The sequence below is a fragment of the Bradyrhizobium centrolobii genome (genome assembly GCF_001641635.1).
Lineage (GTDB): Bacteria > Pseudomonadota > Alphaproteobacteria > Rhizobiales > Xanthobacteraceae > Bradyrhizobium > Bradyrhizobium centrolobii.
The window spans coordinates 1,838-23,855 of sequence record NZ_LUUB01000037.1 but is presented as its reverse complement, the minus strand read 5'-3'; the positions used below and the strand labels follow the sequence as shown (position 1 = coordinate 23,855).

The following is a 22,018-nucleotide window of genomic DNA, read 5'->3' as shown; positions in this document are numbered from 1 at the left end:
TTGCGGGCCAACTGCGCGAGGACAGCGGCCTGATAGCCAAGACCGGTACCGATTTCGAGAACGCTGTCGTCGGCCTTGACGTCGAGCAGATCGGTCATTAAGGCGACGATAAATGGCTGCGAGATCGTCTTTTCGAAGCCGATTGGAAGCGGAATATTGGCATACGCGTAGGGCTGAAATTCGATTGGCACAAACTCATGCCGCGGCACCTTGCCCAGGGCGGTCATGACGCGTTCGTCAAAGGCGCTCTTGCCGATCGTGTCGCGCAGTGCAAAGGCGCTGGCGGCGATGACCGCGAGCATGTCTTTACGCAAAGCCTCAACGTCTTCCGCTCGCATTGGCAACTTTCAAGGGCATAAGGCGGTTCACCCGCCGCACGCCGAGCCCTGCTCTTGCAATAACTGGCCACCCGTCACGATCACTCCCGCGGGCAGCGCGAACGAGGTTCCTCAAGCGGAACTCCGACTTCCATGACGCCTTAGTCGTTGCAGGCCCATTGAGGACAACGAGGCGCCTTCATACGGCGAGAAAGATTGTACAATCTCGCCGGCTTCCCTTGAAGCGAAGAGATGCTCGCGGGGGTTCCATGGTGCTCTGAGAGTGTCGTCGACTGCTGTCGCGTTGCTCAGTTAGCTCGACAGGTCCGCCCGACTTCTTCTGCCGAAAGTAACACGATCCACGGCATGGCCGCTCGGCGTAATGTCACTGATATAGTGCGAGAACCTCAGAGCCACGCGGCTTGCTGTCGCCAAGTTGAACCGGCCAAGGTCACGGAGTCGCCCGTCGAATCTGGTCCGGACGACCAGACGCGTTGGGCCCTAGCGCAGGCTTGGCGCCAGAGGCTCGCATCAGATAGCTCGCGGGCCTCTTTCCGAACCTTGGACGCCGGCGTTGCTGTTAGCCGGCAATTCGCTACCGCCGTCTAGCCGACGACCTGGAAGGCGTCAGCGGCACGCAACACCGTGCCGTCCTCCCAGTGGCGTCCGATCAGCATCACGCCGACAGGGAGCCCTGCCGACATGCCTGCCGGAACCGTGGTGGCAGGATGGCCAGTGACGTCGAACGGGCAAGTGTTGGAAATCATTTCGAGTGCCCGCGCAACGTAGTCCTCGCGGCTCGCGTCCGGGGCTGGGAGCAGCGTGGCCTTCAAGGGTAACGTCGGCATAAGCAGAAGGTCGACGCCGTTGAGCGCTTCATCATAGGCGGCGCGCAGCACGCGCGCGAGGTTTTGAGCCTTGGCGTAGTAGCGGCCCTGGTAATTGTCCTGCATGTACTGGCCGAGCAGGACGACGAGCTTGACGGTCTCCGAAAGATCGTTGGCGCGCACCCGCCGGCTCCGGCCGTAGAAGTCGAGGAGCGAAGTCGTATAGTGCCCTTTCCAGTTGGTTCCCATGCTGTTGCCGGCGACCATCAGCATCGTGGCGCCCTCGACGGCGATCGCGTTCCAGATATGGATGCCGTCGCGGTGAAGGGGGATCGATATCTCGCTCACAGTTGCCCCCGCTCCCGTCAGGCGCTGCGCCGTCTCGCGTACCATGGCGTCGACATCGGGCTCGGAATTAGGCCAGCCAAACCCCTCCTTGACGATCCCGATCTTCAGGCCGCGGGCGTGTCCGGTGAGCTGCTTGGCATACGCTTCCGTACGCAGCCCACCCGATTGGCGCGGGTCGAAGCCGTCGGCCCCGGCGAGCACCTCGAGAAGCTGGGCGGCATCGCGGGCGGTACGGGCAATGGGCCCGGTATGATCGAGTGTCAATTCAATCGGGAAGACACCTGTGTATGGCACGAGCCCATAGGTTGGCTTGTGGCCAACCGCACCACAGAAAGAGCTTGGAATTCTGATCGAACCTCCCTGGTCGCCCCCGATGGCCATGTCGCACTCGCCCGCGACGACGAGCGCGGCGCTGCCGCTGGAGGAGCCCCCGGCAGAACGCTTCGGATCGTGCGGATTGAGCACTGGCCCAGTGTCGGAGGTATGACTGCCGCCCGAGAAGCAAAGATGCTCACACACGGACTTGCCGACGATCTCCCCACCGGCATCGAGGATGCGGGTCACAATGGTCGCGTCCACGTCGGGGACGTAGCCCTCTAGCACATTGGAACCGTTCATCATTGGGATGCCGGCGACGCACACGTTGTCTTTGATGGCGATTTTCTTGCCCGCGAGAGGCCCCGAGCTAGCGCCTTTGATCGAGCACCTCCAGTACCAAGCGTTCAGCCGATTGTCCGAGGCGCGTGGACGGAAGCCCGCCTCCCGCGGGTACTTTACCGCCAACGTCGGCTCCGCAAACTGGTCCAGGCGACGGTACGACGCGAGCACACCGTCCATGAGGTTGCGGAACGACGTCAGATCGTCCCGGCTGAGATCCAAGTTGTAGGATTTGGCAATGCGCGCCAATTCAGGCAGCGGTGGCTTGCGCAGAATCCGCGGCGCCGTCGCCGTCGGCGGCGGCGCTTGCACGCCCGCCTCGGTGGCCGCACGAACGGGCGTTGCCGCGGCGACGACGGTTGCCGCAACCCCGGCCGTGCCGGCATGAAGGAAGCGACGACGCGAATAGTTTGGCGATGCTCGCATGGCATATCCTCCCTCGCTCAATAGGTTGACTTCTCGATCCACCCGCTCGCCCTAAAGTGTCTGGGGGCGGTCGTGTCAGTGGCTGGGCCCTGTGGCCGGCGCATCAAGCTCCAACATCCCGATGAGACCTTTCTGGACAGAGCGCAGGCGCATGAGGTCGGGACGTGAGGTCTGGCCGAGCGGATCGCTTCGGTAATCAAGACCGGCTACAGGATGCCTCCGGCATCCTCGCACGGACTGCGGAACGACACGCCATCCAGCAGGCGGATTATCGTGCAGCCACCTGCGATCTTCAAGAGCTTGCGTTTGTCACGGTCTGCGCTCGTTAGCACGTCGCGGAGAACCTTGACCGTGCGACACACGCATAGCCAAACCACGCGTGCGATGTCTTTTCCTGGCCCATACGCGGCGTACCCTGCCCTTGAACCAGTGTCGGCTGCTGCGGATAGGCCGGACGTGATTGACATACGGTCCAATAGACGCAGTTGACCCGAACGCGACGAACCGACCCATGTCCGCGCGTCGGCTCTCAGGGGCTGACCGGAAATGGTCGGGGCGCGGCTAAATCGACGCGAATGGAGCAGCCAAGTTCATCGCCTACGGTTTGTCGTCTGGCATCGAGGGCTAAGCTGATAGCCAAGCCCGCAACTTCGGCCGAAGGGCGACGCGATCCCGAATATGCGCATTGATCCGGCCAACAGCAGCTCAAGGCCGCCGGCCATTCCAAGAGGCGCCGGAAGAGCGTATGCTGGTTCGATGATCCCTTGAACTGGGAGGCCGTCATGCTGTCCATGACGAGAGCACTCCTGCTGCTCGGCGCAATGGCACTGCCCGCTCCCGGAGCAGCACAAACGACGCCCACCCCATCGGCAATTACCCGGACCGTTATCGCTGCAACCACACTGCCGATTGTAGTGGACGCGCCGCTCCATTTCAAAGCCGTCAGTGTCATCCTGCAGCCAGGCGAGAAGAGCAGCGTGTCAGAGGCCGACGGCATCCTTTACCAGATGTCGGGATCGACCGAGGTGTTTCTCGATGGCGAGACCAAAATGCTCAACACCGGAGAGGGGCGATTTGTCGCCAACGGAAAGACAGCGGCACTCACAGCGGGCACCGGAGCCCCGTCGACTTTCCTCCACTTCTTTCTTGTCTCCGCGGCCGACTTGGGTCGACCTGCCGAGACGCCACCTGCCCCTGTAAAAGAACTGTATCGTACGGTGCAGCCCATTCCCGACCTGAAGCCGGGCATCTATGAGCTCAATCTCACCCGCGTAACATTTCCGGCACAGATGCCGTCCAACCCACCACACCATCGGTCGGGCGCGGCTCTCTATTTCATCATTTCGGGCACCGGGGCGAACACGGTCGACGGTAAGACTGAAACCAGGGGACCGGGTTCCTTGATCTATGAGCCGCACACCCTCGTCCACCAATGGGGAAACCCGGGCAACGAGCCGTTGGTCTTCTTGGCCTTCAACATCAATCCGGAAGGTGTGGCAGCCGTGCTTTCGGTGGCGCCGGCGGAGAAGCAATAAGCCGACGGCGCGCGGCCCGCGGCATCAGGAGGACCATTCGATTCCAGAATCTCCGAGAAACGTTCGACTCTGCTCGGAGGGTCGGTCAGGGAGACGAAGACGATAACTTCGTCATGGCGAGCACGAAACGATCGATGTCGCAAGGGGGCTCTATTGCGAGGGTCATCATGTCAGAACTCGAGCACGCACACCAACACGCTCCCGATCACCATCACGCCTGCGCCAACCTCTTCGGCTGCGGCGACGAGAAGGGAACCGGTATCATCCGCGAGGACATCAAGGACGCTGCCTTTGACAGTCGCGCCTCCGATCGCCTCCTCCATATGGACCACGTCGATCAGGGAATTTTTGATGGCTACTTGTCGGCCCGTGGCCGCTGGCGCCGGAAGTTCGTGCAAGCGAGCAGCTTTTTGGGGGTGCTGGCTGCTGTCGAGCCCTGGTTCACCAGCCTTGCGCAGGCGCAGGAAACCGGCGCCGGGCCTATGCGCCGTTCCCAGCCGGACGGTCGCGTGCACGTGGTTCCCTCGACCCGGGAAACGGTTCGGCTCGGCGTATTCGACGCCACCCTGCCGCCCATTCTTACCATCGAGTCGGGCGACACCCTCAGCTTCCCCGATACTTGGTCGCACTTCCTGAATGAAATGCAGCCAGGAGTGCCGGTCGACACCCTGGCGCAGCTGCGCGTGAGCAATCCCGGCCGGGGGCCACATTCGATCATCGGACCGATCGCTGTGGCCGGCGCCGAACCGGGCGACGTGCTGGAAGTCCGGTACCAGTCGATCCGCCCCTACGAATGGGGCGCGGTGTTCAACAACCCGGGGTCGCTCGGCACGGGTCTGCTTCCGCACGACTATGCGCATGGGCAGATCAAGTACGTGGATCTCGACCTTGGCGCCATGACGGGCAAGTTTATGCCCAACATCAGCATCCCATTGAAGCCGTTCCAGGGCACCTTGGGCGTTGCGCCGCCCGACGGCTATTTCCCGCCCTTGAGCCCCGGCGTGACCAGCTCGGTGCCGCCGGGCCCGCACGCCGGCAATCTCGATCTCAGCGACCTGTCCGAAGGCTCGACGCTCTACATCCCGGTGTGGAAGCCGGGCGCTCTCATCTACACAGGCGATAGCCACGCGGTGCAGGGGGACGGCGAGATTTCGCTCACTGCGCTGGAGACGCGGCTGAAAGAGCTGCGCATCCAGATCATCCTGCACAAGCAGAAGAACCTGGCTTGGCCGGTGGCGGAAACAGACACACATTGGATCGTCATGGGACTCGACAAGGACCTGAACGCGGCGATGACGCTTGCGGCGCGCAATGCAATCAAGTTTCTGGCGACGCGGGCGAAGATCAGCGAGCTCGACGCCTACGCCCTGTGCAGCATCGCCGCAAGCTTCCGCGTGACGCAGGTGGTGGACATCGTGCGCGGCGTTCACGCCCTGATCCCGAAGGCCATCTTCGCTTCCGATCTCAGGCGCGAGATGACAGTGGTATGAGCTCGCCTGCGCTCTCGCCTTTGCGCGAGAGAATGCCTATGTGATGGAGTACCTGCAGCGCCCCCAAAGCGGCAATGGGAGGTAAGCTCATGGACGCGCCGAGCGAGGAATTTGTGCTGGCGGGCAGCCTTGAGGAGCTGAGGCTCAAGGGGCGGCTCGTTGTACGCGGTGGCCATCGTCCGATCCTCGTCATCTACGACCGCGGGCGCGTCTTCGCTCTCGACAATCGGTGCCCGCACATGGGCTTCCCGCTCGAGCGCGGCAGCGTCGAGGACGGCATCTTGACCTGTCACTGGCACCACGCTCGCTTCGATCTCGAAAGCGGCTGCACCTTCGACCTCTGGGCGGACGACGTGCCGATCTGCCCGGTCGAGGTGCACAATGGTGACGTCTGGGTGAAGACCACATTCTCGCAGGCCGATCTCGCCGCGCATGGTCATCAGCGGCTTGCGAACGGCCTCGCCCACGACCTCGGCCTCGTCATCGCCAAGGCCATCCATGGTCAGCTCGCGGCCGCCGTACCGCAGGCCGAAATCGTACGGCAGGTGGCGTTGTTCGGGGCGCAAAATCGCGACGGCTGGGGCGTCGGTCTTACGATCCTTACGGCGCTCGCCAATCTCCTGCCTCTGCTGCCGGATGAGGGGGCCTATCTCGCTCTCTTTCACGGCGCGCGCCGCGTGGCGGCGGACTGCGACGGCGAGGCGCCGCGGCGGGAACGCGCACCGCTTGGAAGCCGGCCGGATCCGGCCATGCTCAAACGCTGGCTGCGGCGGTGGACAAACGTGCGCCATCGGGAGGCGGCCGAGCGCACCCTGCTCACAGCGGTTGCGGCCGGCTTCTCCACGGCTGAACTCGCTGATGCCCTGTTCGCCGCCGAGACCGAGCGGGCTTTCGCCGACACCGGACACTCGCTCGACTTCATCAACAAGGCGTTCGAGTGCCTCGATCTGATCGGCTGGCAACACGCGGCGGCTCTGCTGCCGACTATCGTTGGTCAGCTGGTAGCGGCCCGTGGCGCCGAGGAATCGACGGCCTGGCGCCAGCCCGTTGACCTTGTTGCGTTGTGTGAAGAATCAACCAGCGAAGTCGCGGACCTGTTCGCTGCCCGACGCGGCTCGCGTGACTGGTCGGGCCACGCCGCGTTTGCTCAAGAGCTGCTCGGTGACGATCCGGCTGGGATCGTTGACGCGCTCAAGGAGGCGATCCGCGCCGGTGCCGCTCCAGCCGACCTTGGCCAATCCCTCGCATACGCGGCAGCGCTCAGGGTTGCGCGCTTCGGCAATGCCAACGAGCACGCCGACTGGGAGACGGCGCATCACGTCTTCACCTACGCCAACGCAGTCCACCAGATGCTGACGCGCATCGGGACTGCCAACATCGACACTCACGTCACAGCCGTCCGCGGCATATTGCACGGAGCGATGGCACTCTACCTTGCTCGCTATCTCAATGTGCCGCCGGCGCGCGTCCCCGGCGACAGCGGCGAGCAGCTCGATGATCTGCCCGCGGATCCAGAGACCATCGGCGCCGCATTGCTCGACGCCTTCGACCGGCAGAGACAGGTCGATCTCGCCGCAAGCCTGGTGGCACGGCATCTCACGCTCGGCCATTCGCCGCAGGCGCTGATCGCCACGCTCGCGCATGCGGTGCTGCGCGAAGATGCAGGCTTCCATGCGTATCAGATGCTGGAGGCGGGAGTCCGGCAATTCGGCGCGTGGGGCGACACGGACGAGGGGCGGCACATCCTCATCGCGGTTGCCCGCTATCTGGCGGCCCATTTCCCGACCGAACGCGCGTCACTGCAGACGGCCGACATCGCCCGCCGCTTGATGCGGGGTCGCGAGCTGCATGACGAGGCTGGATCGTCCTGACATCACGCGCTGAGGGCGCACTCAGGGCGACCTGAACTGACAAAAACCTGCGTCGGCGAACCGAGACGCGCTTCCAATGACCATTTTCGCGTTGCCTCTGCTTGGCAAATGAGTCTGACACTCGGATCAGGTCCCGGACAGAGCCGCGACGGCACGGCGCAGTTGAGGGTCGTCTGACCCGGCGGAGGCCGCGCCTGCCGGGACCTCGATCGTCGGCGTCACGCCCACGCCCTCCAGGCGCTCGCCATCGACCCGGACATCTTCGACTGCGAGCAGCAGCAAGCCGCTTCCGATAAGGAATGCGGTGGCAGCAAGGACCGCGCCCTCTGTCCGAGTGCCTATGAGCTCGCCCAACCGGTACTTTTTGAAGCCATAGGCAAGGACCTCCTTGCCGCTGCGCGTGGCCCCGTTGATGAGCATTGCAACGGGCTTGCGCCACTTCACATTGACGAATTCGCTCCTACCGCTTCGGTCGGTGACCTGCATCGTTGGCGCGCGGGCATTGAACAGATCGAGATATTGGGGTTGCGCGCCGCCCCAGCCATCCCGCAAATCCCAGATCAGCGCGTCCGCGTCTTTTAACGCCCCTTGAGACAGCAGGGATTCAAGAGCGCGTTGGTAGATGGAGCCAGCATAGCACCAAACATGGACATAGCCGATGCGTCGTCCGCTGGATTCAATGATGCGCGCGCTGGACTCCAACCCACGAAGGAACATTTTCGTGGGCTCGAGGTCGATCGGCATGACGGGGACTTGCAGCACAGAGGCGCCTCGATGGACCTCCAAGACGACCGATTTGCCCACCTTCCCACGGAAGGACCCGATCGGCTCAAATGCGGTCCCATCAGCCGCGATTATTTCGTCACCGGCACGAAGGCCCGCCTGCTGAGCCGGCGTTCCATCGATCACGCCGGTGATCGTGTTGCGACCCGTCGCCTCGAGACCTGAAATGATACCTATGCCAGGGTACGAAATGCGGCCGTCTGGAAACGCACTCTGCAGTCCCCGCCGTCGCAGTGCGCCGGCAAAGATGTCTGCAAGCTGATAATATTCCGGCTCGTCCGGCGTATAGAAACGCGTGTGCGAAGCGTGCAGCTCAGACAGCATGGCATTGATGACGCGCGCCAGAGAGTCCTGGGAGGTGGCCCGCTGCACGTCTGGAAGATATCTCTCCCGGACCGCCGGCCAGTCCAGTCCGTTGTGGCGCGGATCGTAAAAGCGATCACGCACGGTCTGCCAAACGCTCTCGAAGGTCGCGACGCCATCAGCGGGAACGTAGGCGTTGCTGCCCTCTCCCTTGCTGGCCTCCTCGGCCTTTGGGGCCTTCGTAGCCACGGCCCATGCCGTCACCATGGCTGCCAGCCGCAATACTTGGCGACGCGAAGGCGATGTATCGACAGCCTCTTTCATCGTCTGATCTCGCGGTGGAGCGCCTGCCAGGCGCATTCGCCGGCCATGCGATGCCGGCTCGTTACCGAATGCTCGTGCTCCGTTGCGAAAGGAGACGGTCATTGAGGTCAGGACATGCCAGACCACAATAGCGATCCTGCCACCACGAGGCTACTTCCCGCGGGACTTTTCGCCTGTCGAGCCCCAAAGATTAGAGGCCGGACGGCGTACAGTCTTATTAGACTAGCTCACGAATGACAGAGGGGCCACGCTGACGGCGGCCCCCGTGCAAAAACCGCGGGCATGGCAATTCCGAATCCCTGCTCTGTGTTAGCAGCCGGAACGACGAACGGCCGAAAGGGGTTCGTCTCGCGCAGGAGCGACCTCGATGCTGATGATGAAGGAGAGACGCGCGGCGACGCAGAATCCTACAGGGCTGGGCGATCTCCGTCCTGCTCGATGCCACTTCATCCGAGAATGCGAAAAACACGGCTGGGTGATTGATCGAGCCGATCCGCATGCCCGTGAGCGCGCCATCGCCGCCGGTCGCGAGGATCCGCCGTCGGACCTGTCTCCGGACGAAGCGGTCGCTGCAGGTCAGGACGTGCTGGACTCGGTCGGCGGCACCTGCCCGGAGTGCCCGTCGGAAGATTAGGCCGACACCTCTGCGGCCTGGCGGCCAGCTTCTTCGTCGCCGTTTCCTTTGGCTTCTTGCCCTCGATCGGCATCAGCATTGTTTTTCTGGCCGGCCGTCGCCTTGCGAGGCTTCTTGGCGAGCTCGGCGCCCTTTGTCGGCGCGGCTTCCTGGCCGGCGCTCCGGCGCAGCGCCTCCATCAGGTTGACGACATTGCCGGCAGCGGGTCGCTCCTTCGGCGTGATCGGCTTGCCCGCGCGCTTCTGGGTTGATGAGGTCGATCAGCGCGGTTTCGTAGTGGTCCTCGAACTTGTCCGGCTCGAACCGTCGGGACTCTGGTTGACGATGTGCTCCGCGCGATGCCGATTGAGTTCGACGACCAGATTGCGCAACGGCGCCTGCGCCGGAAGCGCCAGTAGTCGTCGGGCCGACCGCTTTGTACGGATTGCAGCAAAGCTGGTTGCGCCGATGTAATGGCCGCCCATCGCCAGGACCGACGCCGCACGGCCGCCGCGGACGAGGAGACGAAACATGTCGCTGACGCTAAGCCAGCCCATCATCATGCGCAGCGAAAAAGCGAGAGTGAGCGTCCAAGTGTATGTGTCCAACAGAAATATTCCAGGTGTCCCGGTGCTGCCCGAAGTGGTTGCCACGGAATACTTGCCAAGGAGGCGCTGCCCGATCAGCTCAGGGTTCTCGACGAACCCTCGCACGGTCGCGAAACCAACCTCGCGGTCGGTGACCCAGTCGCCAAAATGACGCATGAGCTCTTACTTATTAGCCCCCGGCAGCACGGACGAACTCTCAGCCCGCTCCGGTAGACCTTGATAGAGTTCGCGATAATAGGGCGAGTTGGCGCGAGCGAAGGCAATGGCCTCGCTAAGCCGAGCGCGTTGTCGCTGCGCGATGCCGTTGAGACCTTGCCTTCTTGCGCGGTGCGCATCGAGCAACACCGATGAGATGCTTTCGCTCATGGCATGTGCCCCTACAGGAAGAGCGCGTGGCGGTGGCATTCACTTCGCACCTCTCGTCGTAAGGCGCAATGCTTGCGCGCTCTACGGTCTCATCCGAACGTAGATCATCTTGGCGCTAACGCGCTGCGTTCGCAGCTACCTTGCTGTGCACGCCGCGCGACGCGTTAGCGCTCTTTCTGGATCGGCTCGCCCGGTGCACGATCAAGCGGCGGGTGCGGCCGAGCGAGGCCGGTCGTGCCGGGCGGCGCGTCGTTCGCGGCCTGGCGCGTGTTGACGCGCTCGAGCGTCGTGACGGACGCGACCACAATCGCGATGGCAAGAGCAACGGCAAATAAAGCCAACGCTGTTCGGTGGCTGTCCATGACAAGCCCCTTATACGCCAACGCTATAACGCACCGTCAAACCCGCGGGTTCCGCGCAGGCATGGTGCCATCGGTACTTAGCGCAGCTAGCCACCCAGTTCACGAAGACTTCGATCGCAACGACAGCAGGATACAGGATGCAATACGAGTGCGAGCGGCACAGTGAGCGACGAAAAACCATTAGGGCACCGTTCGCAAAGGCCGCAAACAAGGCGATCCCGGTCAACGGCGATGTCAAAGGAGGCATCTTTGGCTTTTCCCATCACCGAAAGTGGTCACTTCGCCGGGCTGCACTGTAGCTCCGCGTGGGCGCGCGGCGAAAGGGTGCTCGTCCGATGAATGAACTTTGACACCAACCGCGCCCCCTCGCGGGCGCAAGCGCTTGCGGCGCGTGGGGCGCGGAGGTTGATGCTCGCTTTCTCTGGCCGTTGGGACGCTGGCACTGTCGGCGCTGGCCCCGTCGGGCACTGGCACTGTCGGCTCTGCTCCCGTGGCTACCTTCCGATCGCCTATGGGTCGCCTAGTCTCCGCGAATGAGACCGCAATCGATCTGCTGAATCGTCTGAACAATCAGCTCTCGGTGTGTTCTAGGGCTTCGAGATTATCTGTAAATGCGCGCAGCGTTCGCTCTGCAATCGCCGTATGGTGCGCAGCAGCGCGGTAGCTCGGCTGTGTTCGCTTATGCTGGTTGGCTACCCCCGATCGGGCATTCTTCGCGCGGCCTTCACGCGGCGGCAACCGTCATCCACCGCACGTCATTCGCGATGGCACTCGGTTGTGGTTGCACCAGGTTATTGGAGCTGGCCGTGCATTCTTTGAAGTGCTCAAGGAGCGCTTCATTGGCCAAGTGCTCCCAGTGCTCCGCCTCAGCGAGTAGCCTCCAGCTTCTGTCAGGATGATATGCGGCAGTCTGTCGGCAGAGCGATGCCATCGCGCGCAAGCGGCGTACAGTTTCCATTCCCTTCCTCCCGTACTGGTTTTCCCCATCTTATTTTCTGTTTTTGCGTCGGAGCCATCATGATTACAACTCAGAACTAATTTCTGCTTTCGGGAACTGCCTATGCGCGTCCCGCGCCTACGCAGCTTGCGTGTGCTGGCCGCCGGGCCGCGAAATTTGCTGCAACGAGGTTGCGGTCGCGTCGCGTTCGTGGCTTCGCGCGATATCGCCCAAGGAAAGGATGCCGACCAAGCGCTTTTGCCGATTGAGCACCGGCAGCCGCCTGACTTGAATATCGCCCATGTTCCAGCAAACCGAATCCAGGTCCTGGTCCTCGAAGCAATATTTGACGTCGGGGGTCATGACTACCTTGATCTGGGTGTCCGGGCCGCGCCCTTTTCCAAGCACGCGGATAGCGAGGTCCCGGTCGGTGATCATGCCCACGAGGTAATCACCTTCCGCAACCGGCAGTAGCCCAACGTCAAGCTGCGCCATCGCTTCGGCTGCCTCTTCTACGGTGTCTTCGGGTCCGCAAAGCTGAACGTCCGAGGTCATTACATCAGACACTTTCATGGAAATCCTCCGCTCTGATTGGCCTCCAACAGCCAGCGACGCCTGGTGTTCCTGAGCGGCGGACAAGTCATCCTGCGGCCGATTCTGCTGCCCTTCCGGCAACGCGTAAGGTTCCGTGGCCGCTTCCCGCTGCTGCGCGAGGCCTTCCTGCACAAGCTGCTGGTCCCCGATGATCTGGCCGATGATCCGCTTCGTCTGCCTCCAGCTTCGCCCGAAACCACCTGGTCATAGCTTCCTCCAATCAGGTAAGGCGGCAGCCACGGGAATGTTTCTTTGCCAAGCAGGAACGCAGCGATCGGCGGAACCTTCCGATCTAGAAGTTTGCTTGAATGCGATGTTCCGCGCGGCCCGACCAATGCCCTCCTCCAGGTCCGTCGGTTTCGTGCGCAGGAGCATTCCCCTCTTTCGAGGACTGCTGCTCCTCGGCCGAGCAACGTCCAACGAACGGACACGATCCGATGGCATGGGGCATTTTCAGTGCCACGCCATTCCCGGGTTGCAAGTTGATAATCGGTGCCGTTAGACCTGCGGCCCGGCCAACAAATCAATCGGATCAGCGAGACTAATGCCGTCCGGCGTATCAATCGATTGCGCAGCTGACATTCACTTCCGCATCATTGTCCGCGACTTGGTCCTGCAGGGCCCACCAATTGAATCGGGATGCCCAGTTCAGACCTCGATCAAGGCATAGGGTCGACCGGTGGGCTTCTCGATTGATCGGGCCACGTTGTAGACCCGCGCGCCTCCGGGCGTGCGGCCCTCATAGCGGCCCTGATGGGCATGGCCGTGCACCACCGCACTCACCTTAAATCGATCGATCGTTTCGCCAAGGCGCGACGAGCCGAGGAACGGAAGAATCTCCAGTGGCTCGCCCTCGACCGTACCGAGAATCGGCGCATAGTGAAGAACAACGACAGCCTGCTTGCTCGCCACGGCGCGCATGGCATTTTCGAGGCGCGTCGCTTCGTTGACGGCTTCGGCGACTAGGCTCTTGACGACGGCCTCGCCGAACGAAGCAAGCATGCGGCGGCCAAACCCACCGATGAAGCCCTTCACCCCGACGAAGGCGACGCCGTCGATTTCGTACGACTGCCCGTTGAGCAGGTGCATCCCGGCACCCTTCAAGATGCGCTTTACATCTTCAGTCTGCCCTGACTCGTAGTCGTGATTTCCGAGCACGCCGACAACGGGAATGGAGCAGGCGCGCAAATCCTCCGCCAGAAGTTCCGCTTCGGACGGCTTGCCGAGGTCAGTGAGGTCGCCGCAAAGGACGAGCACCTGGGCCTTGGTCGAGAGCTCGGCAAAGAGCTCCCGGAAGGACAACGTGCGGTCCTCTTTCACGTGGAGATCGCCAATGGCAGCGAAGGTGAGGTTGTCGGGTTTTTCGAACATCGCGCTACTCACTATCTTCGGCTGCGTCGACAAAACCCCATTCCTGAATGGCGGGCTCATAATCGACCTGCGAAAACAGGCGCCCCCGACATATCTTCACGCGCGAAGGAGGAAGCTCGAACTGTGTCTTCAGGCGGGCAACCAGTTCGTCCATCAGCCAACGCGGCACGCAATCGCGCTCGCTCGGATAGGCCCAGCGGAAGTTGAGTAGATGTGCCAGAAGCACCTCCCAATGCAACTCCATGTGGGCAAGCAGACGCCGCCAGTCGATCTGATCGTGCTGCTTGAGAATGAGATGCGCGATATCCGCGCCGTCGTAACGGTGCCGCAGCTGGACGAAGGCCTTGGACCAGATCAACTCCGTCGGGGCAATGATGCGCATCGGCGTGCCGAACACCTTGATGCGCGGTGCGGATTCGAACCACTGGTCGGTCACGGGAGCCATGCCATGCCAGAACGCGAAGATCACATCGAAGAAATCCTCGTCCTGGAAGACTTTGCCGAGCCAGCGCTCGTCCTCGATTTCGACGGTGTATCCGAGGTCCCGGAAGTGGTTGAGAACACGGGGATAATCAGTCGGCTTGCACACGATATCGAGATCTTTGGTCGCGCGCACCACGCCGGTATAGGCGCTGAGCGCATACGTTCCGGCCAACAGAAACGGAAGATCGAGCTTCGCGAGCTCGCGCAAGGCCTGGGTGTAAAATACCTCGGCGTGGACCGACGGCCCGGTCGGCTCAGCGGCTGCATCGACAGTGACGGGTCTGATTTCCTTCGCCATGAAGGTTGAATCGAAGCTTCGGCCATGAGGGTGCCCGTTTGACAATCGAATAGACCATGCAAAGTTCCGCGCGCCCCGGGTCATACCGGCTCGCCCTACTAGCCTGGAGAGAAATATTGAGCGCGCACAGCGGTCCGGCCGCGGGGTATGTGGACATTCAGTTGCCAAACACCGGCTGGCCTGGTGCGCGGTCCAGTGGCGCGTGTGGCTTAGCGACGCCCGTCGCACGGGGCGGGGTCTGCCGGAATGTGGTAGCGGATTTGACGTTGTTACATCCCGCTGGGATGTCTCACTTCAGCCGGCTCTGGAAAGGCTGCCAACGTGGCTCGTCCCTCGTACCTCGCCCGGCGCGGCGATGGTCGCTATTCCTGCAAATTCGGCTGGGCAAACAGGCAGCTAAGCTCTTCGGGCTCCCCCTCCTTCGTGTCAGCTTAAAGACCCCAACCCGACATGCGTCGATCTAAATCAAAAGCGGGCAGCGGCCTTAAATAATAATAACAGTCGGCTGGTCTCTTGCACTCAGTGACAGGCAAAGGGGGATCGCAATGTTGTTCTTTCAGGAGGGCTTCACCTATCGCAAAGCTACTGATTTCGAGATCGAGACCGGAAAACTCAAAAGAAAGTAGCGAAAAGCCGGATCGCGCCGAAGTGCTCGATCGGGGAGCCATTGAGCGGGATTGGTCAACCACGCCCCCCGGCGAAAGATTAATCGGTCAGGCGGTCAGGCCAGAGTGTGGACTTGCCATCGCGGGGACTGTTGAGCCCGTGATTGCGCCGCAATTTAGAAGACAGAAACGAAACGCCAGAAGGATCCTGCAGACAACGCTTTGCAAAGGCTAGCCACAAAGCGCTCAGAACTGTTTCCGAACACCCAGCCAACGCATCTCGCAGGCGTGATCGCTATAGTCGACGACGGCGGATGGCCGATTCTGCTGATGCGGACGGACAACAGGGACAGGTTATTGGTGGCCTCGGAGCGAGCTTCGATACCCAGGCCACGACATGCAGATCGCGCAGGCGGGGCTCGCAACGCTCGCACACCAGTTCGCTGGCGACGCGACCTAACCCAAAAGGCCTGGATGTGATGCGAACGTGCAATCGATACTTTCCTGGAGCTGATCCGGAAATCAGTGATCAACTTGCGTTGGAGGTGGCCGCCGACGAAAAGGCGATCGTGGACGCGATAGCGGCGTTACGGCGGGGGAATTCCTCAAGCCTTGAGGCCATCGGGTATCGGTTGGGAACTGATCCTGCTCAGATATCGCGCCATCTTAGAGGGGTCAGCAGCACGACATTGACAAATTATCTCCGAATAACCCGGGTTTTTGGCTATTGTTGCAAAATCATCCTGGAGAGAGCCAAATCTGCTGATGACTCCCAGGATGTCCTCACAGACCTGAGGGTCGGGTCGCATAAGGTGTACCGGACAGGGTCGAAAGTGATCGGTTTTGAATGCGATAGCGTTGAGAACGGTCCAGGCATTCGCCAGGGCGTCCACCGCGCGACCGACAAATATCGGCCTTTTCGCCTCCCTCGGCACTGAGTTTCGCGAGCGCTGGCGGAACGCGATCAGGCTGCGCCGCAAGCCCTTCGCTCTTGATGTATCCCGGCCAGTCGACACCGCGGCGACGGGGCTATTTCAGGGAGCCGCCTGATCCGTCGTGCTTTTCCCTGGACGCAGGTCGACCGCAAAGCTTACCAGCTCGCTCCAATGTGCAGGATGCTCATGTAGGTGGTGAAATAGTTGCAGTTGGAGATTCCCAACTGCCGGCGCAGATAATGCGGTCAGCGGCGCCGAGATGTCGCCTCGTGCACGCAACAGGTTCCTCAAAGTTTGAAGCCAGGAGCTCCTTGTCCGTGACGTCCGAGCGATTGATGAATCTCATTTTGCGGACAACGCTGACTGTTCGACTGGTCGATTTTTGCGTCCGGCGTTGCCGGCTGGTTGCCGCGGTCGGCACCCTCTTGCTGATTGTCGCCGCCACCTACGACGTAGCACGCTTTTCGATTACCACCAACGTCGACGCACTCATATCCCGCGATCTCCCTTGGCATCGACGTCAACTTGCTTTCAATGAAACATTTCCGCAAAAAGGCATTTTGGTTGTGGTGAGTGCCACCACGCCAGAAAATGCTACGCTGGCGGCAGAAGCGTTGGTGCAACAAATCTCCAAGCGGCCGGACCTGTTCCGCTCGGTCGCGCAAACCAATGGTGAATTCTTCGAACGGAATGGCTTTCTGTTCGAGTCCATTGCTGATGTCGAAAAATCAATTGGCGGGTTGAAGCAGGCGCAACCGTTGCTCTCCAAACTGGCTGGCGATCCGACCCTTCGCGGAGCCGCCGGAGCACTGTCCTTTGGTGCGCACGGGGTTCAGGGAGGGGAGCTGAAACTCGATCAATTGGCGTGGCCTCTGTCACTGGTCGATACCGCGCTGAGCGACATCCTTGGCGGCAAGCCCGCGAGCTTCTCCTGGCAAGAGCTCTTGCAGAGACACAAGACCAGCGCGAGCGACCTGCGGCGCTTTATCGAGGTTGACCCGGTCCTGGATTTCAGTGCCTTGCAACCGGGCGCCAAAGCGAGTTCCGGCATTCAACAGGCCGCCAGCGAGCTGGACCTTGCGGGGAGGTACCATGCAAAGGTTGGCTTGACCGGCGAAGTCGCGCTCAACGATGACCAGTTCTCGGTCATCAGGCAAAGTGCGGTTCGCGATACATTGACAGCCGTCTTCGGGACACTGATCGTTCTTTGGTTCGCACTTCGCTCTTGGAAGATCATCGCTTCGGTGTTCTTCAGCCTGGCGGTCGGCCTTGCAATCACCGCCGCGTTCGGCCTGATGGTGGTCGGCGCGTTCAATCTGATTTCGATCGCGTTCTTTGTGCTGTTCGTCGGGCTCGGGGTTGATTTCGGCATTCAGTTCAGCGTGCGTTATCGCTCGGAGCGTTACAAGGACGATCATTTGCACGGAGCGCTGCTAGGCGCTGCGCGAAAGGTGGCCGGCCCCCTGGCCCTCGCAGCGAGCGCGACTGCGGTCGGATTCTTTTCCTTTATCCCGACCGACTACAATGGTCTTTCGGAACTCGGGCTGATCGCCGGGTGCGGAATGCTCATCGCCTTTCTGTGCAGTATCACGCTGGTGCCTTCGATGTTGGCGATACTGAATCCTCCAGGTGAGTCCGCACCCATCGGCTTTCGCCGTCTTGCGTCGCTGGACGACTATTTGCAACGACACCGTGTCGGGATCATCGCAGGGACCATTGGCATCGTTTTGGTCGCTACACCCCTGTTGCTGCTGCTGCAGTTCGATTTCAATCCGATCGACCTGCAGAATCCGAACGCCCCGTCGGTCGTCACCTACCGCGAACTGCAGCACAGCCCGCAGACCGGCGGCAACGACGCCGAGATTCTCGCTCCATCGCTCGGTCAGGCCAACGATCTCGCCAAAGACCTGGCTTCGATCCCGGAAGTCTCCCGCACGCTGACGCTGAGCAGCTTTATTCCGGTGGAGCAGCCCCAGAAACTCGCAACGATCGCGGCGGTCTCCAAAGACTTGAATGCAGCGCTCAATCCGGCACGACAGGAACCGCCCCCGACCGATCAGGATACTGTCGCCGCGCTTCGTGCGACGGCTGCGACCCTGCTGACGATCTCCGACAAGGCCACAGGGCCGAACGACGACCTGGCCCGACATGTTTCGCAATTGCTGACTGATCTTGCGCAGCGGGACGCGGCAACGCGCAAAAGGGCGGAAGCGGTTTTCGATTCCCCCCTGGTCCATGACCTTTCCTTGCTCGGGAAGATGTTGGATGCAAAGGAAATCACTCTCAAGTCACTTCCGGCCGATCTGGTTCGGGACTGGCTGGCTCCCGATGGCCGTGCGCGTGTTCAGCTCCTGCCCAAGGGCGACCTCAGCGACACGAAGGTCCTGCGCAAATTCGCAAGGTCGGTATTGGCTTCCTATCCGGCGGCTACCGGGCCTGCGATCAGTTACTTCGAGTCCGGAAATTTGATTACGGGCGCTTTCATCAAGGCAACCCTTCTGGCGCTGGCCTCTATCACAGTGCTGCTCGTCCTCGCGTTGCGGCGCATTGGTGACGTGCTGCTGACGCTTGTTCCGTTGTTGCTTGCCGGCGCAGTCACACTGGAGATCAGCGCTGCGATAGGCCTGGTGCTGAATTTCGCCAACATCATCGCCGTTCCGCTCCTGCTGGGCGTCGGCGTGGCGTTCAAGATCTATTACATTTTGGCCTGGCGCGCCGGCAAGACCGGACTTCTGCAATCGTCGCTGACGAGAGCAATTGTCTCCAGCGCAATGACCAACGCAATCGCATTCGGAAGCATGTGGATGTCGAGCTATCCGGGGATGTCGAGCATGGGCAAGCTGATGGCCTTGTCGCTGGTATGCACGATGGCCGCCGCCGTGCTCTTTCAACCGGTATTGATGGGGCGCCCGCGCCAGCGCGAGGTCAACCTGCCGCAGCCAGGCGAGCTTCCGCTCCCTGCGGAATCGAGCATCCGCGCTATGCGCGAATACCTTTAACAAAGCTCAGGGTGCAATGTCCCGGCGTTGGTGCAAATGTCGTAGCGCACCGCAAGAGTTACGAGGAGACACCTCATGTATAGCTTACGAGATGTTTTGGAGCAGAGTCAGAAGAACCGAGTGGCAATCGGCCATTTCAACGTTGCGGACTGGGTTCTGCTGAAGGCGGTGTTGGCATCCGGGCGAGAACTGAAGGTCCCCGTGGTGGTCGGTGCATCCGAGGGCGAACGGGAGTTTATCGGAGTCCGGCAACTTGCGGTACTGGTGCGGAGTCTACGGGAGGAATGGGACTGCCCGATCTTTCTTAACGCGGATCACACCCATTCCCTGGCGAAGGCCGTAGAAGCGGCCGAGGCCGGCTTTGATGCGATCGTCTTCGATCTTTCCGCGCTGCCATTCGAGCAAAACGTACGCCAAACCAAAGAAGCGGTTGAAACCCTCAAAACAATCAATCCCGCCATTCTTGTGGAGGGAGAGATCGGCGACATTGGAACAGGTTCTGAAATACATGAAGAGGCTCCCGACTTGTCGAGGGGTTTGACTTCTCCTGCAGAAGCGAAGCAGTTTGTTGAGTCTACGGGGATCGACATCCTAGCTCCGGCCGTGGGCAACATGCACGGGATGCTAAAGAGCATGGTGCATGGGCAAACACGGAAGCGGTTGGATATCCAGAGAATCGCTGAGATCAAGAATGCGGCCCAAGTGCCGCTTACGTTGCACGGCGGATCGGGAACCGACGACGAAGATTTGCGGAAGGCAATCGCCGCTGGGATCAATATCATCCATATCAATACTGAGCTGCGGGTTGCCTGGAGACGCGGCTTGGAGGAAGGTTTGGCCAAACGGCCCGACGAAGTCGTCCCTTACAAGATCCTGCCGTTTGCAGTGGAATCGGTGAAGAAGGCAGCTTCCTCACGCTTGAATCTATTCAATGGTGAAAAGTAACTTGTAAAGCTCGCCCTCTCGGCAAAATCAGCGCTCGTATCCGAGGCGCGGTAATCATTGCCGCTCGGCCGTCCGGAAATGTGCAGGGTTTCGGATGCCAGCCGCTTGAGGGACGGCGCCGCGTGTTCGACGGCCGGCGTCCGAAAGCCTCCAAAGGAGGAAACCGCGCTTAAGGGAACGTACGGCCGCAGGCGCTATGGGGATTTGAGTGCCGCGGGCGAGCCGGCTGATTTGGATCGAGCCGAGGCAACGGATTGTGGGATAGTGAAGCGGCTGACGAATAAGCGGCGGGTGGCGCCGAACTTTGCGAATGCCTGAAGGTCTTGTCGGGACCGAGATCGTCGCAAGGGACTGGACGTCCCGGCGACCAGCTTCGACGAGTGGGGATGAGATTTCCCACTCAGAGGATGTCGCCAGAAATTTGTCGAGCGATGCGGTCGCTAGGCTTGGGCGATACCTGCACCGGCAGGCTCGGCAAAATCGCTAGGCAAGAACGAAGCATAGTGCCTTGGATCTTGACAAGGCTATCTGAGATAACTCTTGGCGCCCGACATCGAGCGATCCCCGCAACGTCTGATGTCGATCATACTCGATCCCTTTCAAGTGTATTCCGCAAAGGCTCGTCGCGATGCAGGCTCAGAGTCGTGTGAACCATCGCGAGGTGAGAAAACGCCTGAGGGAAGTTGCCAACCTGCGTCCCGGCTCTGGTGTCGTATTCTTCGCTGAGAAGGCCGAGATCGTTACGCAGAGCGAGCAGACGCTCAAGCAGGGCGTTTGCTTCTGAGATCCGACCTTGCATTTGGTAGACGTCGGCGAGCCAGAAACTGCACGGGAGAAAAACTCCTTCACCAGCGGGGAGCCCATCCACGCCGCTCTCTGTTCGGTAGCGCAACACCAACCCGTCCGACACCAGTTCACTCTCAATCGCGGCCACTGTTCGAGCAATGCGAGGATCATCAATTGGCAAAAATCCCACAGCCGGCATCAGAAGCAGGCTGGCATCCAATTCAGAACTCTCGAAGCTTTGTGTGAAGGCCTGTCGTGCAGTGTTATACGCCCTCGCACATACGGTGCGGTGGATCTCATCGCGGATTGAGCGCCACCGATCAATCGGCGCCTCATAACCATATTTCTCCGCGTCCTTGATGCCGCGATCGAACGCGACCCACGCCATGACCTTCGAGTGAGTAAAATGTCGCCTTCTACCCCGCACTTCCCAAATACCGTCGTCAGGCTCTTTCCATATTTTTTCCAGGTGGTTGAGTGAGACGCTTAGCAACGACCGTCCCGCGACGAATGGAGCAAGGCCGCTTTTTCGAGCGAAATGCAGCGCGTCTGCTATTTCCCCCCAGACATCAAGTTGCAGCTGGTCCGATGCCGCGTTGCCAATCCGGACGGGCAACGATCCTCGATACCCCGGAAGCCAAGCCACCTCCCACTCATTCAGCCGACGTTCGCCGCTTAAGCCGTACATGATTTGAAGATCATCAGGACTGCCCGCCACCGTCCGCTGCAACCAGTGGCGCCAGGCTAAGGCTTCCTCGTAGTAACCTGCGCCCATCAGGGCAATGAGCGTGAGCGTTGCATCGCGCACCCAACAATAGCGATAGTCCCAGTTGCGCGAGGCGCCAATTTCCTCCGGCAACGAGGTCGTTGGGGCGGCGACAATTCCGCCCGTCTCGGCAAAAGTTAGCGCCTTGAGCGTCAATAGAGAGCGCATCACTGCTTCGCGGCGATGTCCATGGTAAGTGCAACGTGTAGACCACTCCCGCCAGAAGGCTTCGGTGTCGTTGAGCACAAGATCAGCATCGATGGCAGCGGGTGGCGGCCGGTGCGATGGACCGTAGGTGAGGACAAACGGTATCCTTTCGCCGCTGGAAATCGTGAAATCGGCGGTGGTCGAAAGGTCTTCTCCTTTCAACTGGACGGGTGTTCGCAGCGCGACGAGGTTCGGACCAGCAATGGCGGCGATCCCTTCCTTGTCGGGTAGCTGAGAGACCCAGGGCACAGCCGAGCCGTAG

At 61.1% G+C, this 22,018-nt stretch carries 16 protein-coding genes and 1 pseudogene; 7 read left to right on the top strand and 10 right to left on the bottom strand.

Going from position 1 to position 22,018, the window contains the following annotated elements; translation table 11 throughout:
• Window positions 1-338: protein-L-isoaspartate O-methyltransferase family protein (locus AYJ54_RS51210; protein ID WP_430641419.1), on the bottom strand; the 338-nt coding region annotated here is incomplete at its 3' end.
• Between the two features lie 584 nt (window positions 339-922).
• Window positions 923-2,575, bottom strand: a complete 1,653-nt coding sequence (locus AYJ54_RS08700) for an amidase (RefSeq protein ID WP_082905552.1) — start codon at window positions 2,573-2,575, stop codon at window positions 923-925.
• A gap of 782 nt (window positions 2,576-3,357) precedes the next feature.
• Here AYJ54_RS08700 and AYJ54_RS08695 point away from each other — a divergent pair.
• From AYJ54_RS08695 to AYJ54_RS08685, 3 genes are all read left to right on the top strand, one after another.
• Window positions 3,358-4,110, top strand: a complete 753-nt coding sequence (locus tag AYJ54_RS08695) for a cupin domain-containing protein (RefSeq protein ID WP_063698356.1) — start codon at window positions 3,358-3,360, stop codon at window positions 4,108-4,110.
• A 167-nt stretch (window positions 4,111-4,277) separates the two neighbouring features.
• Window positions 4,278-5,600 carry an acetamidase/formamidase family protein gene (locus AYJ54_RS08690; RefSeq protein ID WP_161491828.1) on the top strand — a complete coding sequence of 441 codons (1,323 nt, stop codon included), beginning with the start codon at window positions 4,278-4,280 and terminating at the stop codon, window positions 5,598-5,600.
• 89 nt (window positions 5,601-5,689) lie between these two features.
• Window positions 5,690-7,471, top strand: a complete 1,782-nt coding sequence (locus tag AYJ54_RS08685; protein WP_201724150.1) for a Rieske (2Fe-2S) protein — start codon at window positions 5,690-5,692, stop codon at window positions 7,469-7,471.
• A 126-nt stretch (window positions 7,472-7,597) separates the two neighbouring features.
• Here the strand turns inward: AYJ54_RS08685 and AYJ54_RS08680 are convergent, their stop codons facing one another.
• Complete coding sequence (locus AYJ54_RS08680; protein ID WP_161491827.1) at window positions 7,598-8,881, bottom strand: S41 family peptidase; 1,284 nt, start codon at window positions 8,879-8,881, stop codon at window positions 7,598-7,600.
• A 367-nt stretch (window positions 8,882-9,248) separates the two neighbouring features.
• Between AYJ54_RS08680 and AYJ54_RS08675 the strand changes: the two genes are divergently transcribed.
• Window positions 9,249-9,515 carry a hypothetical protein gene (locus AYJ54_RS08675; protein ID WP_063698348.1) on the top strand — a complete coding sequence of 89 codons (267 nt, stop codon included), beginning with the start codon at window positions 9,249-9,251 and terminating at the stop codon, window positions 9,513-9,515.
• 7 nt (window positions 9,516-9,522) lie between these two features.
• Here the strand turns inward: AYJ54_RS08675 and AYJ54_RS46930 are convergent.
• The 4 genes and pseudogenes from AYJ54_RS46930 to AYJ54_RS08660 form a co-directional block, all read right to left on the bottom strand.
• Window positions 9,523-9,850: pseudogene (locus AYJ54_RS46930) on the bottom strand (non-homologous end joining protein Ku); the annotation flags it as partial.
• A gap of 414 nt (window positions 9,851-10,264) precedes the next feature.
• Window positions 10,265-10,468: a hypothetical protein gene (locus tag AYJ54_RS49100; protein WP_136623553.1), complete on the bottom strand. Its 204-nt coding sequence runs from the start codon at window positions 10,466-10,468 to the stop codon at window positions 10,265-10,267.
• Window positions 10,469-10,632: 164 nt separating this feature from the next.
• A complete protein-coding gene (locus AYJ54_RS49095; protein ID WP_136623552.1) occupies window positions 10,633-10,830 on the bottom strand; it encodes a hypothetical protein in 198 nt (65 codons plus the stop codon).
• Window positions 10,831-11,905: 1,075 nt separating this feature from the next.
• Window positions 11,906-12,340: a CBS domain-containing protein gene (locus AYJ54_RS08660; RefSeq protein WP_063698342.1), complete on the bottom strand. Its 435-nt coding sequence runs from the start codon at window positions 12,338-12,340 to the stop codon at window positions 11,906-11,908.
• A gap of 18 nt (window positions 12,341-12,358) precedes the next feature.
• Here AYJ54_RS08660 and AYJ54_RS08655 point away from each other — a divergent pair, with 18 nt between their 5' ends.
• Window positions 12,359-12,571, top strand: a complete 213-nt coding sequence (locus AYJ54_RS08655; protein WP_063698340.1) for a hypothetical protein — start codon at window positions 12,359-12,361, stop codon at window positions 12,569-12,571.
• 438 nt (window positions 12,572-13,009) lie between these two features.
• Here AYJ54_RS08655 and AYJ54_RS08650 read toward each other — a convergent pair whose 3' ends face one another.
• Window positions 13,010-13,732, bottom strand: a complete 723-nt coding sequence (locus AYJ54_RS08650; RefSeq protein ID WP_063698338.1) for a metallophosphoesterase family protein — start codon at window positions 13,730-13,732, stop codon at window positions 13,010-13,012.
• Window positions 13,733-13,736: 4 nt separating this feature from the next.
• Window positions 13,737-14,513 (bottom strand): nucleotidyltransferase family protein, encoded by a 777-nt coding sequence (locus tag AYJ54_RS08645; protein ID WP_063698336.1) that lies wholly within the window; start codon window positions 14,511-14,513, stop codon window positions 13,737-13,739.
• Between the two features lie 1,875 nt (window positions 14,514-16,388).
• Here AYJ54_RS08645 and hpnN point away from each other — a divergent pair.
• Window positions 16,389-19,052 carry a hopanoid transporter HpnN gene (gene hpnN / locus AYJ54_RS08640; RefSeq protein ID WP_063698334.1) on the top strand — a complete coding sequence of 888 codons (2,664 nt, stop codon included), beginning with the start codon at window positions 16,389-16,391 and terminating at the stop codon, window positions 19,050-19,052.
• A gap of 75 nt (window positions 19,053-19,127) precedes the next feature.
• Complete coding sequence (locus tag AYJ54_RS08635; protein WP_063698333.1) at window positions 19,128-19,997, top strand: class II fructose-bisphosphate aldolase; 870 nt, start codon at window positions 19,128-19,130, stop codon at window positions 19,995-19,997.
• 583 nt (window positions 19,998-20,580) lie between these two features.
• Here the strand turns inward: AYJ54_RS08635 and AYJ54_RS08625 are convergent.
• On the bottom strand, window positions 20,581-22,018 hold a 1,438-nt coding region (locus AYJ54_RS08625), incomplete at its 5' end, for a glycoside hydrolase family 15 protein (RefSeq protein ID WP_245328940.1).

Coding starts and splice junctions, on each gene's coding strand:
- AYJ54_RS08700 (WP_082905552.1), bottom strand. CDS start 2,575: ATGCGAGCATCGCCAAACTATTCGCGTCGTCGCTTCCTTCATGCCGGC.
- AYJ54_RS08695 (WP_063698356.1), top strand. CDS start 3,358: ATGCTGTCCATGACGAGAGCACTCCTGCTGCTCGGCGCAATGGCACTG.
- AYJ54_RS08690 (WP_161491828.1), top strand. CDS start 4,278: ATGTCAGAACTCGAGCACGCACACCAACACGCTCCCGATCACCATCAC.
- AYJ54_RS08685 (WP_201724150.1), top strand. CDS start 5,690: ATGGACGCGCCGAGCGAGGAATTTGTGCTGGCGGGCAGCCTTGAGGAG.
- AYJ54_RS08680 (WP_161491827.1), bottom strand. CDS start 8,881: ATGAAAGAGGCTGTCGATACATCGCCTTCGCGTCGCCAAGTATTGCGG.
- AYJ54_RS08675 (WP_063698348.1), top strand. CDS start 9,249: ATGCTGATGATGAAGGAGAGACGCGCGGCGACGCAGAATCCTACAGGG.
- AYJ54_RS49100 (WP_136623553.1), bottom strand. CDS start 10,468: ATGAGCGAAAGCATCTCATCGGTGTTGCTCGATGCGCACCGCGCAAGA.
- AYJ54_RS49095 (WP_136623552.1), bottom strand. CDS start 10,830: ATGGACAGCCACCGAACAGCGTTGGCTTTATTTGCCGTTGCTCTTGCC.
- AYJ54_RS08660 (WP_063698342.1), bottom strand. CDS start 12,340: ATGAAAGTGTCTGATGTAATGACCTCGGACGTTCAGCTTTGCGGACCC.
- AYJ54_RS08650 (WP_063698338.1), bottom strand. CDS start 13,732: ATGTTCGAAAAACCCGACAACCTCACCTTCGCTGCCATTGGCGATCTC.
- AYJ54_RS08645 (WP_063698336.1), bottom strand. CDS start 14,513: ATGGCGAAGGAAATCAGACCCGTCACTGTCGATGCAGCCGCTGAGCCG.
- hpnN (WP_063698334.1), top strand. CDS start 16,389: ATGAATCTCATTTTGCGGACAACGCTGACTGTTCGACTGGTCGATTTT.
- AYJ54_RS08635 (WP_063698333.1), top strand. CDS start 19,128: ATGTATAGCTTACGAGATGTTTTGGAGCAGAGTCAGAAGAACCGAGTG.